This is a genomic window from Sabulicella flocculans, from assembly GCF_045449635.1.
In the GTDB taxonomy this organism is placed as follows: Bacteria; Pseudomonadota; Alphaproteobacteria; order Acetobacterales; family Acetobacteraceae; genus Roseococcus.
Genome location: NZ_JBJJBR010000015.1, coordinates 45,685 through 60,488, shown reverse-complemented (window position 1 = coordinate 60,488; position 14,804 = coordinate 45,685). Strand labels below are relative to the sequence as shown.

Annotated in this window: 14 protein-coding genes; 4 read left to right on the top strand and 10 right to left on the bottom strand. The window is 73.7% G+C overall.

What is annotated here, in order from left to right:
• The first annotated feature begins 12 nt into the window (after positions 1–12).
• From ACI6QG_RS14045 to ACI6QG_RS14035, 3 genes are all read left to right on the top strand, one after another.
• Positions 13–1,188 carry a transcription antitermination factor NusB gene (locus tag ACI6QG_RS14045; protein WP_407025200.1) on the top strand — a complete coding sequence of 392 codons (1,176 nt, stop codon included), beginning with the start codon at positions 13–15 and terminating at the stop codon, positions 1,186–1,188.
• A 355-nt stretch (positions 1,189–1,543) separates the two neighbouring features.
• Positions 1,544–3,004, top strand: coding sequence for a methyl-accepting chemotaxis protein (locus ACI6QG_RS14040; protein WP_407025199.1), 1,461 nt, complete (start codon positions 1,544–1,546; stop codon positions 3,002–3,004).
• A 54-nt stretch (positions 3,005–3,058) separates the two neighbouring features.
• Positions 3,059–3,931 (top strand): alpha/beta fold hydrolase, encoded by an 873-nt coding sequence (locus ACI6QG_RS14035; RefSeq protein WP_407025198.1) that lies wholly within the window; start codon positions 3,059–3,061, stop codon positions 3,929–3,931.
• Here ACI6QG_RS14035 and ACI6QG_RS14030 read toward each other — a convergent pair.
• From ACI6QG_RS14030 to ACI6QG_RS14015, 4 genes are read right to left on the bottom strand one after another with little or no spacing between them, the layout of a single operon-like run.
• Positions 3,908–4,402 carry a prolyl-tRNA synthetase associated domain-containing protein gene (locus ACI6QG_RS14030; protein WP_407025197.1) on the bottom strand — a complete coding sequence of 165 codons (495 nt, stop codon included), beginning with the start codon at positions 4,400–4,402 and terminating at the stop codon, positions 3,908–3,910. The genes ACI6QG_RS14035 and ACI6QG_RS14030 overlap by 24 nt on opposite strands.
• Complete coding sequence (locus ACI6QG_RS14025) at positions 4,399–5,370, bottom strand: tripartite tricarboxylate transporter substrate-binding protein (protein WP_407025196.1); 972 nt, start codon at positions 5,368–5,370, stop codon at positions 4,399–4,401. Before ACI6QG_RS14025 ends, ACI6QG_RS14030 begins: the two co-directional genes overlap by 4 nt.
• Before the next feature lie 23 nt (positions 5,371–5,393).
• A complete protein-coding gene (locus ACI6QG_RS14020; protein WP_407025195.1) occupies positions 5,394–6,674 on the bottom strand; it encodes a TRAP transporter large permease in 1,281 nt (426 codons plus the stop codon).
• Positions 6,671–7,225 (bottom strand): TRAP transporter small permease, encoded by a 555-nt coding sequence (locus ACI6QG_RS14015; protein ID WP_407025194.1) that lies wholly within the window; start codon positions 7,223–7,225, stop codon positions 6,671–6,673. The genes ACI6QG_RS14020 and ACI6QG_RS14015 overlap by 4 nt, the downstream gene beginning before the upstream one ends.
• Before the next feature lie 291 nt (positions 7,226–7,516).
• On the opposite strand from ACI6QG_RS14015, the gene ACI6QG_RS14010 reads away from it, so the two are divergent.
• Positions 7,517–9,091 (top strand): ABC transporter substrate-binding protein, encoded by a 1,575-nt coding sequence (locus tag ACI6QG_RS14010; RefSeq protein ID WP_407025193.1) that lies wholly within the window; start codon positions 7,517–7,519, stop codon positions 9,089–9,091.
• Positions 9,092–9,098: 7 nt separating this feature from the next.
• Here the strand turns inward: ACI6QG_RS14010 and yddG are convergent, their stop codons facing one another.
• From yddG to ACI6QG_RS13980, 6 genes are all read right to left on the bottom strand, one after another.
• The gene (gene yddG, locus ACI6QG_RS14005) at positions 9,099–9,932 is read right to left on the bottom strand and encodes an aromatic amino acid exporter YddG (RefSeq protein ID WP_407025192.1); all 834 of its coding nucleotides are present in this window, start codon (positions 9,930–9,932) and stop codon (positions 9,099–9,101) included.
• A 75-nt stretch (positions 9,933–10,007) separates the two neighbouring features.
• The gene (locus tag ACI6QG_RS14000; RefSeq protein WP_407025191.1) at positions 10,008–10,640 is read right to left on the bottom strand and encodes a YciI family protein; all 633 of its coding nucleotides are present in this window, start codon (positions 10,638–10,640) and stop codon (positions 10,008–10,010) included.
• Positions 10,637–11,404 carry an ABC transporter ATP-binding protein gene (locus ACI6QG_RS13995; protein ID WP_407025190.1) on the bottom strand — a complete coding sequence of 256 codons (768 nt, stop codon included), beginning with the start codon at positions 11,402–11,404 and terminating at the stop codon, positions 10,637–10,639. Before ACI6QG_RS13995 ends, ACI6QG_RS14000 begins: the two co-directional genes overlap by 4 nt.
• Entirely contained in the window at positions 11,401–12,183 is a 783-nt protein-coding gene (locus ACI6QG_RS13990) for an MlaE family ABC transporter permease (protein ID WP_407025189.1), read from the bottom strand. The genes ACI6QG_RS13995 and ACI6QG_RS13990 overlap by 4 nt, the downstream gene beginning before the upstream one ends.
• Positions 12,180–13,220 (bottom strand): alanine racemase, encoded by a 1,041-nt coding sequence (gene alr, locus ACI6QG_RS13985; protein ID WP_407025188.1) that lies wholly within the window; start codon positions 13,218–13,220, stop codon positions 12,180–12,182. The genes ACI6QG_RS13990 and alr overlap by 4 nt, the downstream gene beginning before the upstream one ends.
• A complete protein-coding gene (locus ACI6QG_RS13980; protein ID WP_407025187.1) occupies positions 13,221–14,741 on the bottom strand; it encodes a replicative DNA helicase in 1,521 nt (506 codons plus the stop codon). It lies immediately after the preceding gene.
• Positions 14,742–14,804 lie beyond the last annotated feature (63 nt).

The following is a 14,804-nucleotide window of genomic DNA, read 5'->3' as shown; positions in this document are numbered from 1 at the left end:
AAACGCCCCGCCATGCCCGCCAACGCCGCCCGCCTCGTCGCCGCCCACCTGCTGGAAGCCGTGCTGGAGCGCGGCCGCTCCCTGGAGGACGGGCTGGACCACGCCCCCGCCGCCGACGGGCGCGACAAGGCGGCCGGCCACCGCATCGCCGCCGCGGTGCTGCGCCGCCTGGGCAGCCTGGACGCCGCGCTGGAGCCCTGGCTGCGGCGCGACCCGCCGGCCCCGGCCAAGCGCGCCCTGCGCATCGGCGCCGCCGAGCTGCTGCTGCTGGGCACGCCGCCGCACGCCGCCGTCTCCGCCGCGGTGTCCGTGGTGCCGCGGCCGCTGGCCGGGGTGGTGAACGCCGTGCTGCGCCGGGTGGCCGAGGCCGGGCCGGCGGCGCTGGACGGGCTGGACGCCGAGCGCCTGGACACCCCGGCCTGGCTGTGGGCCGCCTGGCACGCCGCGCACGGCGCCCGGGTGCGCGCCATCGCCCGCGCCCACCGCGAGGAGGCGCCGCTGGACCTGTCGCTGCGCCCCGGCGCCGAGGCCCCGCCGGGCGGCGAGGCCCTGGGCAACGGCAGCTGGCGCTTCCCCGCCGGCACGCGGATGACCGAGTTGCCGGGCTTCGCCGAGGGCGCCTTCTGGGCGCAGGACCAGGCGGCCGCCCTGCCGGCGGCGCTGCTGGCCGCGCGGCCGGGCGAGCGCGTGGCCGAGCTGTGCGCCGCCCCCGGCGGCAAGACGGCGCAGCTGGCCGCCGCCGGCGCCCAGGTGGTGGCGGTGGAGCGCGAGGCGCGCCGCATCCCCCGCCTGCGGGAGAATCTGGCCCGGCTGCGGCTGGAGGCGGAGGTGGTGCAGGCCGACGCCGCGCAATGGGCGCCCGGCGTGCTGTTCGACGCCGTGCTGCTGGACGCGCCCTGCACCGCCACCGGCACGGTGCGCCGCCACCCCGACGTGCCGCACCTGAAGCGCCCGAAGGACGTGCCTGCCCTGGCGCAGCAGCAGCGCGCCCTGCTGGAGAACGCGGCGCGGCTGGTGCGGCCCGGCGGGCGGGTGGTGTTCGCCACCTGCTCCCTCCAGAAGGAGGAGGGCGAGGACCACCTGGGAGCGCTGCCCCCCGGGCTGGTGGCGGAGGAAACCCGCCGCACCACGCCGGACATGGGCATGGACGGCTTCTTCATGGCGCGGCTGCGGCGGGCCGCCCCCTAACTGTTCCTTCACGCGATGCGGCGATGGTGCGGCTATGGCCGCCCTGCGCCCCGCTCTGTTGCTCACCCTTGCCGGCCTGCTGGCTTTGCCGCTGCTCGTCCTGCGGCCAGCCAGCGGTCAAGCGGTGATGTTGGTCTTCACCGATGCAGCAACGGCGGAGCGCGCGCTGCCGCTAGCCGCCGCTGCCGGATGGCGTCCGCTGCGGCTAGCGGGCCGGTCCTGGGCAGTGCTGCACCTGCTGCCCGATGCCGATGCCCTGCCGCCTGCCGCACTAGCGCGAATCTCTAGCGCGTCACTCATCCTCGCTGCCCGCACTGTGGCCGGCTGCGCCCCACCCCCAAGGACTACCTGACCGATGACGCTCGATACCCTGCGCTGCCAGCTGGCGCGCGCGCTGCTGCTGTTGCTGGCAGGTCTCGTACCCCTCACCGCCGTGCTGGGTTGGCTGGAAGGACTGGAAGGCACCGCGCTGTTGGGGCCTACCCTCCTGGCCGCCGCCGGGCTGAGCGCCGCGCTGGCGGCGGCGCGAGCAGGGCTGGAATCCACCGTGCTGCGCCACACTATCGCCGCAGCGCTGGTACTGGGCATCTCCATCCAGGTGGCCGTGGTGCCCGCCGCTTGGCAGACCGACCTGCACATGGTGTATTTCGCTGGACTAGCCCTTCTAGCGGGGTTCTGCTGCCCGCGCACGATCCTGGTGGCAACGGCCGGCGTTGCGCTGCATCACTTGGGGCTCAACATCCTGGCCCCCTACGCCGTCTTCCCCGAGGGTTCGAACTTGGCCCGCGTGGCACTGCACGCCGTGATCCTGTTGTTGGAGGCGGCGGCGCTGGTCTGGATTGCCACTCGCCTGGCCGAGGCGATTGCCGCCGCCAATGCCGCGGTGGCGCAGGCCCATGCCGCCCATGCCGCCGAGGCCGAGGCGGAAGCCCGGCGGCGCGCCGCGGAGGCCGAGGGCGCTACCGCCGCCCACCAAGCCCGGCTGGACATCGCCGAGGAGCTGGAGCGCAGCTTGGTCCGGCTGGCGCAGGAAAGCCGCGTCAACGCCCAGCGCATGGCCGAGAGCGCTACCGCGCTTGACGCCGCCTCTGGCGCCGCGACCGACCAAGCCGACCGTGCTGCCGGCGCCGCGGCCAGCGCCAGCGAGAACGTTGCTACAGTCGCCACCGCCACCGCCGAGTTAGCCGCGAGCGTGGGCGAAATCACCCGCCAAGTGGCACTAGCCAGCCAAGTCTCGGGCGAGGCGGTGCAGCGCACCAGGGAATCCGACGCGGTGATGCGCCGGCTAGCCAGCGACGCCGCGCGCATCGGCGACGTAGTGCGCCTGATCAGCGATATCGCCGGGCAGACCAACCTGCTGGCGCTGAACGCCACCATCGAGGCGGCGCGGGCCGGCGAGGCGGGCAAGGGCTTCGCTGTGGTGGCCAGCGAGGTGAAGGCGCTAGCGGCGCAGACTGCCAAGGCCACGGAAGAAATCGCCGCTCAGATCGGTGCCATCCAGTCTGCTACGGGTGAGGCGGTGCAGGCCATCGGAGGCATTGGCGTGGTGCTGGCACGAGTGGAGGAGGTGGCCTCGGCCATTGCTGGTGCGGTGGAGGAGCAGGGCGCCGCGACCCGCGAGATCGCCGCCACCGCCGAACGGGTGGCCTCCGGCACGGCAGAGGCGAGCGAATCCGCTCGTACTGCCAGCACTGCGATTGGTCAGGCTAGCGCGCGCATCCAAGTTATCCGCGGCGCCGCTGGTCAGCTTGGTGAACAGGGGCGCGTGCTGGACGAAGCATTGTCCGCCGCGCTGGAGGGGTTGCGCGCTGCTTGACGCCGCGGCCGCGATGAAGCGCGCTGTCCCTTTCCAGCGGTAAGGGACAAAACTATGTTCTTCGAGGGCTTCGCGCTGCGCGAGTTCGCCGGCACGCGCTTCCGCGTCGGCGGCTCCGGCCCGCCGCTGCTGCTGCTGCACGGCAACCCGCAGACCCACGCCATGTGGCACCGCGTCGCGCCCGCGCTGGCCCGGCGCTTCACCGTGGTGTGCCCGGACATCCGCGGCTACGGCTTCGCGCCCAAGCCGCCGCCCAGCGCGGACCACGCCCCCTACGCCAAGCGCGAGATGGCCAAGGACCCGCTGGCGCTGATGCGCCACCTGGGCCACGGGCGCTTCCAGCTGGTGGCGCATGACCGCGGCGCCCGCGTGGCGCACCGCCTGGCGCTGGACCACCCGCAGGCGGTGCAGCGCCTGTGCGTGATGGACATCGTGCCCACGCTGCACCACTTCGAGCGCGCGGACATGGACTTCGCCATGGGCTACTACCACTGGTTCTGGCTGGCCCAGCCGCACCCGCTGCCCGAAACCTTCATGGGCCACGACGTCGAGACCTGGTTCGACCTCCACACCTCGCGCGAGCCCAAGGACCGCGGCTTCTTCGACCCCGAGGCGCGGGCCGACTACCTGGCCGCCCTGCGCGAACCGGGCACGCTGCACGGCATCTGCGAGGACTACCGGGCGGCGGCCACGCTGGACCTGGAGCACGACCGCGCCTCCCGCGCCGCGGGGGAGAAGCTGCGCTGCCCGCTGCTGGCGCTGTGGGGGGCGAAGGGCCGCATCGGCCACTGGTACGCCCCGCTCGAGGTGTGGCGCGCCTACGCGGAGGCCGAGGTGAGCGGCCACGCGGTGAACAGCGGCCACTACCTGGCCGAGGAGGCGCCGGAGGAGGTGCTGGCGGCGCTAGAGGGATTCCTCGAGTCCTAGCACGAGCGGGGCATGTCCCCATTCCCGCAGCACCCGCACCAGTTCCGCCCCCGCCAGGGCGGTGGAGCGCGTGTTCACCAGCGGGTGGAACCACGCGGTGCCTGCCCCGGCCAGCGCGGCGTCCAGCAGCACGGCCACGCTGCCCGGCGCGGCATGGACCAGGCCGAAGGGCGTCACGCTGCCCGGCTCCACGCCCAGGGTGGCGCGCAGCTCGTCGGCGCCGGCCATCCGCACCCGGCCCCAGCCGGCCAGGCGGGCCAGGGCGTTGACGCTGGCCTGGCGGCCTTCCTCCAGCACCGCCAGGGCGAAGCCGCCGTCGCGCCGGCGCAGGAACAGGTTCTTGCTGTGCGCGCCCGGCAGCGCGCCGCGCAGCGCCCGCGATTCGGCCACGGTGAACACGGCGGCGTGCGACACCGTGCGGTGCGCCACGCCCAGCGCGTCCAGCCGGGCCAGCAGCTCCTCCGGGCTCATTCCGCCGTGATGCGGTTCTCGCGCACCACGCGGCCCCATTGCTCGGCCTCGCGCGCCAGCCAGGCGGCGAAGGCGGCGGGGCCCATGCTGCTGCGCTCCGTCGCCAGCTGGTCGTAGCGGCGCGCGATCACCGGGTCGGCCAGGTGGGCGCGGTCCAGCGCGGCGGACAGGCGCGCCACCGTCTCGGGCGGGGTGGCGGCGGGCGCCAGGATGCCCTGGAAGGTGCCCGAGCCGCCGGCCGGCCAGCCCAGCTCGTCGAAGGTGGGCACATCCGGCAGGGCAGGCAGGCGGCTGCCGGCGCGCGAGGTCGCCACGGCGCGCAGCCGGCCGTCGCGCGCGAAGGGCAGGGTGGCGGCGGCGCCGTTCACCAGCACCTGCGCCTCGCCCCCCGCCACCGCCGTCAGCGCCGCCGCGCCGCCGCGATAGGGCACGGTGGTCAGCGTCACGCCCCAGTGCTTCGCCAGCAGCAGCGGCACCAGGTGGTTGGCGGCGCCGACGCCGGAGGTGGCGATGTTGATGCTGTCCGGGCTGCGCCTGGCCAGCGCCTCCAGCGCGCGGGCGTCGGCCGCCGGCACCGCCGGGTTCACCACCAGCAGGTAGGGCGAGTAGCCCAGCATCTGCACCGGCCGCAGGTCGCGCAGCGCGTCGAAGGGCAGGCGCGGGAACAGCGCCGGCGCGGTGGCCAGCGCCCCGGCATCGGTCAGCAGCAGCGCCGTGCCGTCGCCGGCGGCGCGCGCCACCAGCTCCGCCCCCAGGTTGCCGTTGGCGCCGGAGCGGTTCTCCACCACCACGGGCTGGCCCAGCTCGGCCGCCAGGGGCCCTTGCAGCAGCCGGGCCAGGATGTCGGAGGTGCCGCCGGGCGCGAAGGGCACGACGAGGCGCAGCGGCGCCCCCGACTGGGTACCCGACTGGGCCCGCGCCACGGCGGGCAGGGCGAGCGTGGCGGCGAGCAGCGTGCGGCGGTGCATGGCGGTTCCTTCCCTTCTTTGCCTCAGCGATACCACAGCGAGGGCAGCCACATCACCACCCCGGGCACGTAGGTGCACAGCAGCAGCACGCCCACCAGCGGCACCATGAAGGGCAGCACGCCCTTCGCCGCCTCCTCGAACGATATCCCGCCGACGCGGGCCAGGATGAACACCACGATCCCCACCGGCGGCGTCAGCAGCCCGATGCACAGGTTCAGCACCATGATGAGGCCGAAATGCACCGGGTCCACGCCGATCGCCTCCATCACCGGCAGCATGATGGGCGTGAGGATGAGGATGGCCGGCAGCGGCTCGATGGCCAGCCCCACCAGCAGCAGGAAGATGTTGGCCAGCAGCAGGATCAGCCATTTCTGCTCGGTGATCGCCAGCACCCAGCCCACCACCTGCTCGGAGGCGCGGGTGGTGGTCAGCATCCAGCCGAACACCTCGGAGGCGGCGACGATGAGCAGGATGGTGGCGGTCACCTCCACCGTCTCGAAGCTCACCTTCGCCACCGCCTTGAAGCCCAGCGTGCGGTAGACCAGCACGCCCAGGAACAGCGCCCAGGCGACGGCGCAGATCGCGCCCTCCGTCGGCGTGAACAGCCCCGCGCGCATGCCGCCGATGATGAGCACCGGCGTGAGCAGCGGCAGGATGCCGCGCGCCAACGTGCGCCCCACCTCGTACAGGCGGAAGGACGCGTCGGCGCCGTAGCCGTGGCGCACCGCGTACCAGCGCACCATCGCCATCAGCGCCGCCGCCACCAGCAGCCCGGGCACGATGCCGGCCGCGAACAACTGCCCGATGGAGGCGTTGGCCGAGACGCCATACACCACCAGCGGCAAGGAGGGCGGCAGCAGCGGCCCCAGCATGGAGGACGCGGCCGTGATGCCCACGGCGAATTTGGGGTCGTAGCCATGCGCGCGCATCGCCCGCACCTCGATGGTGCCGAGCCCCGCGGCGTCGCCCACCGCGGTGCCCGACATGCCGGCGAAGACGACGGAACCCACCACGTTCACCTGGCCCAGCCCGCCGCGCATCCAGCCCACCGCGGCCACCGCGAAGTCGTAGATGCGCTCGGTGATGCCCGAGGAGTTCATCAGCATGCCGGCGAAGATGAAGAAGGGCACGCACAGCAGGGGAAAGGAATCCACCCCGCCCACCATGCGGTGCACGATGGCCAGCAGCGGGATGGAGCCGTCCACCAGCGCGAAGGCGATGCCCGAGCCCGCCAGCGCGACGGCGACGGGAACGCCCAGCGCCATCAGCGCCAGGAAGCCCAGCAGCAGGATGGCGGCGGTCATGCCAGGACATCCTGCGCGGCCGGCGCGTCGCCGTGGCGCCAGCGCCGCCACACCCATTGCCCCTCGCGCAGCAGCATCAGCACGAAGCCGATGAACACGGGCCAATAGACCCAGGCCAGCGAGTGATCGAGGCTGTCCATCGGCATCACGCCCATGCGGTCCGCCAGGTCGAAGGAGATCCAGGCGCCGAAGCCCCAGAAGCCCAGGCGCAGCGCGTCCTGCACCGCCCACAGCGCGCGGCGTCCGCGCGCGGGCAGCGCCATCTCCAGCGCCTCGACGCGGATGTGGGTGCCGCGCCGCACCGCCCCGGCGGCGCCGATGAAGGTGAGGACGACCAGCAGGTAGCGCGCCACCTCCTCCGTCCAGGCCAGGCTGTCGTTCAGCACGTAGCGGGTGAAGAACTGGGTGAAGACCAGCGCGCCCAGCACCCACAGCAGCACCAAGCCGGCCCATTCCTCCGGCCCGTGGTTGCTCCAGCGGAAATGCCGCAGGTCGTCGGCGTAGCCGGCTTCCTCCGCCTGCGCCACGCCCTCGAACGGCTTTCCCGCCATCGCCCTTGCCTCCCCTTCGTTGCCTGGAAGCGGACACGCGGCGCCGCGCCGTGTCAAACCCGGGCTTGCACGGACCGCGCTTCTGCCCCAGATGGCCCGCAGATGCGTGGGGGTGCGCCCCTCTGCCCGGTCGGCTTTCCCCGTCGCTGCGCGGCGGGGGCGGAGCGGGAGGCGGCGCTGAGAGGCGGGGGCCAGCCCCGCGACCCTGGAACCTGATCCGGATCATGCCGGCGGAGGGAAGCGCATCCGGGCGCACCCGCGCCCGCCCTCCGGATTGCGTTTGGAGGGATCATGCTCAACCGCCGCCACCTGCTCGCCGCGCCCTTGGCGCTGCCTCTCGCCGCCGGGGCGCAGACCGCGCGCGCCCGCACGCTGCGCTTCATGCCGCAGGCGGCGCTGGCGGTGCTGGACCCGGTGTTCAACCCCTCCACCATCATCACCACCCACGGCTTCTGCGTGTGGGACACGCTGTATGGCGCCGACCGGCAGATGCGCCCGCTGCCGCAGATGGCGCAGGGCCACGCCATCAGCGCCGATGGCCTCGAATGGCGCATCACCCTGCGCGAAGGCCTGCGCTTCCATGACGGCGAGCCGGTGCGCGGGCGCGATTGCGTGGCCAGCATCCGCCGCTGGGCGATGCGCGACAATTTCGGATTGGCGCTGATGCGCGCGGTGGCGGAGCTGGATGCGCCGGACGACGCCACCATCCGCTTCCGCCTGCGCCGCCCCTTTCCCGCCCTGGCCGACGCGCTGGCCAAGCCCGGCAGCAGCCCCTGCTTCATGATGCCCGAGCGCTTCGCCTCCCTGCCGGCCGACCGGCCGCTGGGGGTGGACGCGATGATCGGCTCCGGCCCCTGGCGCTTCATCGCCGGCGACTACGTGCAGGGCTCGCGCGCCGCCTACGCCCGCAACGAGGCCTATGTCCCGCGCGAGGAGCCGGCCGAGGCGATGACCGGCGGCAAGCGCGTGCATTTCGACCGGCTGGAGCTGGTCTGGATCCCCGATGGCGGCACCGCGGCCGCGGCCCTGCGCACCGGCGAAGTGGACTGGGTGGAATACCCCCTGCCCGACCTGGTGCCGGTGCTCCAGCGCGACCGCAACATCCGCACCCAGGTCTATGACCCCAACGGCTTCCTGGGCTTCCTGCGCTTCAACCACCTGCACCCGCCCTTCAATGACGTGCGGGTGCGCCGCGCCATCCGCGACATGCTGGTGCAGCCTGACTTCATGCAGGCGGTGGCCCTGCCGGGCGACTGGCAGGAGTGCCATTCCATGTTCCCCTGCGGCCTGCCGGGCGCGATGGAGTTCCCGGCCGCCCCGCGCGGCGCCGCGGCGCTGGACCGCGCGCGCGCCGCGCTGCGGGAGGCCGGCTACAACGGCGAGCCGATCATCCACATCAACCCCAGCGACTTCCCGGCGGTGACGCAGCAGGGCCGCGTCACGGTGGAAGCGATGCGCGCCATCGGCCTGAACATGCAGCCGGTCGAGAGCGACTGGGCCACCATCCTGGCCCGCCGCGCCAACCGCAACGCGCCCGCCCAGGGCGGCTGGCACCTGCACAACACCAACGCCCCGGCCGCCACCATCGCCAACCCGGCGGTGAGCTTCGTGATCCGCATGAACGGCGCCCAGGCCTGGCCCGGCTGGCCGGAGGACCCCCAGGTGGAAGCCGAGGTCAGCGCCTGGCTGGAAGCCGCCGACGCCGAAGGCCAGGCCGGCGCCATGCGCCGCCTGCAGGAGAAGGCGTGGGACAGCGTGCCCATCGCCCCCACCGGCCTGTTCCGCCTGCGCACCGCCTTCCGGGCCGACCTGTCGGGTGTGCTGCAGGCGCCCAGCCCGATGCTGTGGAACCTGCGGCGGGGCTGACGCCGCCTCAGGCCCGCGCCGCCACCCAGCCGCCGCCCGCCACCAGCCCCAGCGCGACGAGGAGGCGCCAGGAGGCCTCGCCCGCGCCGGCCAGCACCAGCAGCGCGGTGGAGGCCACCGGCACCGCGTAGGCCAGGGTGCCCAGCAGCCGCGGGTCGCCGCGCTTCATGCCGTGGTCCCACAGGAAGAAGGCCAGCCCCACCGGCCCGGCGCCCAGCAGCGCCACCGCCAGCCACTGCCGGGCATCGGGCGCCACCGTCGCCTCCAGCGCCAGGTGCGCCAAGGCGGCCAGGGCGGCGGAGGCGGCGCAGAACCCGGCCACCGCCTCCGTCGGCACCGCGGCCAGGCGCTTGGCGGAAACGGAATACAGCGCCCACACCAGCGCGCAGCCGATGGCGCAGAGGAAGCCCAGCCAGGCCCCGGCCGGGAAGCGCGCCCCGGCCCCCACCAGCAGGGCGCAGCCGGCGAAGCCCAGCGCCACTCCGGCCAGCCGCCGCTTCCCCAGCGGCAGCCCCAGCACCGGCGAGGACAGCAGCACGATCAGCAGCGGCCACAGGTAGTTCAGCAGGTTGGCCTCCACAGCCGGCGCCCAGTGCAGCGCGGCGAAGTACAGCGCGTGGTAGCCGAACAGCCCGCCCACCCCGTGCAGCCAAGCGACGGGCGGGACGCGCAGCCGCGCCAGCCGCCCGCGCGCCGCCACCACCGCCAGCGAGAGCGCGGCCGCCACCGCGAAGCCCATCGCCGTCAGTTGCAGGGGCGGCAGGCCGGCGGCCAGCCGGGTCAGCACGCCCAGGAAGGCCCACAGCACCAGGGCGGCGACGCCGGACAGCGTGGCGTTCATCGGCTTGCCCCCGGCGCGACGCCCGGCAGCGCCGCGTTCACCCGCGCGCCTCCGGCGCGACGCCTGGCAGCGTCCTCACCCCTGCGGCAGGGCGGCGTAGGGCAGCGGGGCGAAGCGGGTGGGGAAGCGCGTCACCGCGCCCCAGACGCCGCCGGCCACGTAGGGGTCGGGCGCCCAGAAGGCTGCCGCTTCCTCCACCGTGGCGTGGCGGGTCACCGCCAGCGAGCCCGCCATGCCGCCCCGCGCGTCCAGCAGCGCGCCGCCGAAGGCCAGGGTGCCGTCCTCCGCGAAGCCGCGCACCCGCGCCATGTGCGGCGCGCGCTGCGCGGCGCGGTCGGCGCCCGGCGCGTCCTCGGCGATGGTGACGACGTGGGTGAAGTGCTGCGGCGTCGGCCCCGAGGGCAGCGGCTGGTACGGCAGCGGCGCGATGCGGAAGGGCCGCGCCTCGTAGCGCCGCCACACGCCGTCGCGCGCGAAGGGTTCCTCGGCCAGGTATTCCTTGACGCCGACCTCGTCCTCCTCGCCCAGCACCATCAGCGAGCCCAGCGCGCGGCCGTCCGGGTGGAACAGCGGCACCGCCAGGTTCAGCCGCCCGGCGGCGGCCCAGCGGGTGATGACCTCCAGGTGGCGCGGGCGCGCGGCGGCGCGGCGGGCCGGCGCCCCGGCGTCCGTGCCGTCCCAGGCGATGATGGCGTGCCCGTGGCTCACTTGCGCAGCTCCATCTGGATGGGTCCCTCGCGCTCGCCATTGGCGAACTGGTCCACCATGGCGTTGCCGGTGTGGCCCAGCGTCTCCGCCGCGCCGGTCCAGACGATGCGCCCCTTGTGGATCATCGCCGCGTCGTCGCCGATGCGCCGGGCGCTGGCCATGTCATGCGTGATGGAGAAGGCGGTGGCGCCCAGCCGCTCCACCACGTCCACGATCAGCCCGTCGATGACGGCGCCCATGATGGGGTCCAGCCCCGTGGTCGGCTCGTCGAAGAACACGATGTCGGGCTTGGCGGCGATGGCGCGGGCGAGCGCCACGCGCTTCTGCATGCCGCCCGACAGCTCGGAGGGGGACAGGTCGCCCACGCTGGACGCCAGCCCCACCTGGGCCAGCGCCTCGGCCGCCACGTCGCGCGCGGCGGCGCGCGTCACCCGCTTCTGCGCCAGCAGCTTGAAGCACACGTTCTCCCACACCGGCAGGCTGTCGAACAGCGCGCCGTTCTGGAACAGCATCCCCGTGCGGTCGAGGATGGCGGCGCGGTCCCGGCGGGACAGCTTCGCGACGTCCTGCCCGTCGATCTCGATCAGCCCCTCGTCGGGCTGAATCAGGCCCAGGATGCACTTGATGGTGACCGACTTGCCCGAGCCCGAGCCGCCGAGGATGACCATGGAATGGCGCGCGCGCACCTCCAGGTCCACCCCGTCCAGCACCTGCTTGGCGCCGAAGGCCTTGCGCAGCCCGCGCAGCCTGATCTTCGCGCTCACGAGAAGAACGCCGCGGTCAGCGCGTAGTCGAGCGCGAGGATGAGGATGGAGGCCCAGACCACCGCGCGCGTGGTGGCCTGCCCCACCCCCTGCGCCCCCCCGCGCGAGGCGTAGCCGCACCAGCAGCCCATCAGCGCGATGACGAAGCCGAACACCGCCGCCTTCACCAGGCCGGAGACGACGTCCATCGTCTCCAGCACCGCCCAGGAGTTCACCAGGTAGGTCTCGGCCACGAAGCCCAGCTTCCAGGTGCCCACCAGGAAGCCGCCGGCCACGCCCAGCACGTCCGCCACCAGCACCAGCAGCGGCATGGCCAGGGTGGCGGCCAGCAGCCGCGGCGCCACCAGGTACTTCATCGGGTCGGTGGACAGGGTGGTGAGGGCGTCCACCTGGTCGGTCACCCGCATGGTGCCGATCTCCGCCGCCATGGCGGCGCCGATGCGCCCGGCCACCATCAGCCCGGCCAGCACCGGGCCGAGTTCGCGCGTCACGCTCAGCACCACGACGGAGGCGATGGCGGATTCCGCGTTGAAGCGCGCGAAGCCCACGTAGGATTGCAGCGCCAGCACCATGCCGGTGAACAGCGCCGTCAGCGCCACAACGGGCAGGGAGAAATACGCCACCTCGATGAAGTGGCGCCAGAACTGGCGCCAGAAGAAGGGCGGGCGCAGCAGGTGCGACACCGCCTCCAGCGCGAACAGCGACACCTCGCCCACCGCGCGCAGCAGGGCGAGCGCGGCGCGGCCGATGACGGCGACGAAATCCAGGGCGGCGGTCATGCGCCCACATACTCCCGCACGAAGCGGCGGCCCAGCCGGGTGAGGATTTCGTAGCCGATGGTGCCGGCGGCGGCGCCCACATCGTCCTGGTCCTGCCCCAGCCCGAGGATTTCCACCATGTCGCCCGGCCGGGCGGGCGGGGCGTCCGTCACGTCGAAGCCCATGAGGTCCATGGAGACGCGGCCGGCCAGGGGCACCTCCCTGCCGTGCAGCACGCCCCAGCCCCGGCCTTCCCAGGCGCGGGGGATGCCGTCGGCGTAGCCGCCGGCGACGGTGGCGATGCGCGTGGGCCGCGTGGCCAGCCAGGCGCCGCCATAGCCCACCGTGCCGCCCGGCGGCACCTCGCGCAGCTGCAGGATGGGCAGGCGCAGCGTCACCACCTGCTCCATCGGGTTGTCCCGCCCCGGCGTGGGGTTGATGCCGTAGAGCGCCGCCCCGGGCCGCGCCAACTCGGAGCGGAAGCGCTCGCCCAGGAACAGGCCGGAGGAATTGGCCAGGGAGCGCCGCGCCCGCGGCAGCCGGGCGCAGGCGGCGGCGAAGGCGTCCAGCTGGCGGTCGTTCAGCGGGTGGGAAGGATCCTCGGCGGCGGCGAGGTGCGTCATCACGTAGCGCAGCCGCAGCCCCTCGGCCAGGCCGGGCTCGCGCGCCAGGGCGTCCACCTCGGCGGCCGGCAGGCCCAGGCGGTTCATCCCGGTGTCCAGGTGCAGGATGGCGTCGCCGCGGGCGTGGCGCACCTCGTCCAGGCTGTTCAGCACCGGGGTCAGCCGCGGGTGCGCCCGGCCGGAGAAGCCGTCCAGCACCGCCACCATCGGCCCCTCGCCCAGCGCCTCGCGCAGCGCCTCGCCCTCGTCGGGGGTGGCGACGAAGAAGTGGCGGCAGCCGGCGCGGGCCAGCACCGGCGCCACCCGCGCGGCGCCCAGCCCGTAGGCGTCGGCCTTGACCACCGCCGCCACCTCGCCCGGGGCGTGCAGGGCGCGCAGCATCGTCCAGTTGCGCGCGACGGCGCCGAGGTCGATGGAAAGCACGCCCGTGGCCATTCAGTCGGCGTAGGTGGGCGAATGATGGGTGTCCAGGTCGCCGAAGCGGGTGAACTCGGCCTCGAAGAACAGCGGGATGGTGCCGGTGGGGCCGTGGCGCTGCTTGGCGATGATGAGGTCCGCCTTGTTGTGCGCGCGCTCCATGTCCTGCTGCCAGCGCTCCATGGCCTCGTGGAACTTGGAATCGTCGCCGAAGGCGGTGATCTTGGGCTCGCGCGCCTTGAGGTAGTACTCGTCGCGGTAGACGAACATCACGCAATCCGCGTCCTGCTCGATGGAGCCGGATTCACGCAGGTCCGAAAGCTGGGGCCGCTTGTCCTCGCGCTGCTCGACGGCGCGCGAGAGCTGGGACAGCGCCATCACCGGGATGTGCAGCTCCTTGGCGATGGCCTTCAGCCCCTGGGTGATCATGGAGATTTCCAGCACGCGCGATTCCGGCCGCGTGCCCACGGCGGGGCGCATCAGCTGCAGGTAGTCCACCACGATGAACTTCAGCCCGCGCGTGCGCTGGATGCGCCGGCAGCGCGTGCGCAGCGCCGAGAGCGTGATGGCCGGCGTGTCGTCGATCAGGATCGGCAGCCGCGCCAATTCGCGCGAGACGGTGACGAAGTTGTCGAACTCGCGCTGGGAGATCTCGCCGCGGCGGATGCGGTCGCCCTGGATGCGCGAGGCCTCGCTCAGCAGGCGGTTGGCCAGCTGGTCGGCGCTCATCTCCAGCGAGAAGATGGCCACCGCCGGCGGCACGGCGCCGGGGCCCTTCTGCTCCTCGGTCTCGCGCAGCAGGGCCTGGGCGGCGCCGAAGGCCACCTTGGTGGCCAGCGCCGTCTTGCCCATGCCCGGACGCCCGGCGAGGATCAGCAGGTCGCTGTCGTGCAGCCCGCCCAGCTTGGAATCCACGTCGCGCAGGCCGCTGGGCAGGCCGGAGACGCCGCCGCCGCGCTCCAGCGCCGCCGCCGCCACCTCCACCGCGCGGGTCAGCGCCTTCTCGAAGGAGATGGCGCCGCCCTCGCTGGCCTTCTCGGTGGCCAGGTTGAACAGGGCCTGCTCGGCCGCCTCGATCTGGTCCTTGCCTTCCAGCGTGTCCTCGACGCCGAAGGCGCGGTTCACCACCGTCTCGCCCAGGTCGATCAGCTGGCGGCGGATCCAGTGGTCGTGGATCAGCTTGCCGTACTCGCCGGCGTTGACGATGCCGACCATGGCGGTCAGCAGCTGCGTCAGGTAGGCGGGGCCGCCCACCTCCTCCAGCGCGCCGTTGTGGGCGAATTCGTGGCGCAGCGTCACGGCGTCGGCCAGCTGGCCGTTCTCCACCCGGCGGCGGATGGCGGCGAAGACGCGGCCGTGCACGGCGTCGGCGAAATGCTCGGGCTCCAGGAACTCCGAGACGCGCTCATAGGCCTTGTTGTTGGCCAGCAGCGCGCCCAGCAGCGCCTGCTCCGCCTCCAGGTTGGCGGGCGGCAGGCGGGTGCCCAGGCCGAGCAGGCCGGAATCCTCGTGCAGGGCGGGCGGGTGGATGGTGTTCATGGGCCTGCCGTTCTAACGCGGCGGCGGCCCCGAAGCCACCGCGCCCCCCTGTGGATAACGGGG

Bases quoted from the DNA above. Each gene is read 5' to 3' on its own strand.
- ACI6QG_RS14045 (WP_407025200.1), top strand. From the start codon at position 13: ATGCCCGCCAACGCCGCCCGCCTCGTCGCCGCCCACCTGCTGGAAGCC.
- ACI6QG_RS14035 (WP_407025198.1), top strand. From the start codon at position 3,059: ATGTTCTTCGAGGGCTTCGCGCTGCGCGAGTTCGCCGGCACGCGCTTC.
- ACI6QG_RS13990 (WP_407025189.1), bottom strand. From the start codon at position 12,183: ATGACCGCCGCCCTGGATTTCGTCGCCGTCATCGGCCGCGCCGCGCTC.
- alr (WP_407025188.1), bottom strand. From the start codon at position 13,220: ATGGCCACGGGCGTGCTTTCCATCGACCTCGGCGCCGTCGCGCGCAAC.
- ACI6QG_RS14010 (WP_407025193.1), top strand. From the start codon at position 7,517: ATGCTCAACCGCCGCCACCTGCTCGCCGCGCCCTTGGCGCTGCCTCTC.
- ACI6QG_RS14040 (WP_407025199.1), top strand. From the start codon at position 1,544: ATGACGCTCGATACCCTGCGCTGCCAGCTGGCGCGCGCGCTGCTGCTG.
- ACI6QG_RS14020 (WP_407025195.1), bottom strand. From the start codon at position 6,674: ATGACCGCCGCCATCCTGCTGCTGGGCTTCCTGGCGCTGATGGCGCTG.
- ACI6QG_RS14015 (WP_407025194.1), bottom strand. From the start codon at position 7,225: ATGGCGGGAAAGCCGTTCGAGGGCGTGGCGCAGGCGGAGGAAGCCGGC.
- ACI6QG_RS14030 (WP_407025197.1), bottom strand. From the start codon at position 4,402: ATGAGCCCGGAGGAGCTGCTGGCCCGGCTGGACGCGCTGGGCGTGGCG.
- yddG (WP_407025192.1), bottom strand. From the start codon at position 9,932: ATGAACGCCACGCTGTCCGGCGTCGCCGCCCTGGTGCTGTGGGCCTTC.
- ACI6QG_RS14025 (WP_407025196.1), bottom strand. From the start codon at position 5,370: ATGCACCGCCGCACGCTGCTCGCCGCCACGCTCGCCCTGCCCGCCGTG.
- ACI6QG_RS13980 (WP_407025187.1), bottom strand. From the start codon at position 14,741: ATGAACACCATCCACCCGCCCGCCCTGCACGAGGATTCCGGCCTGCTC.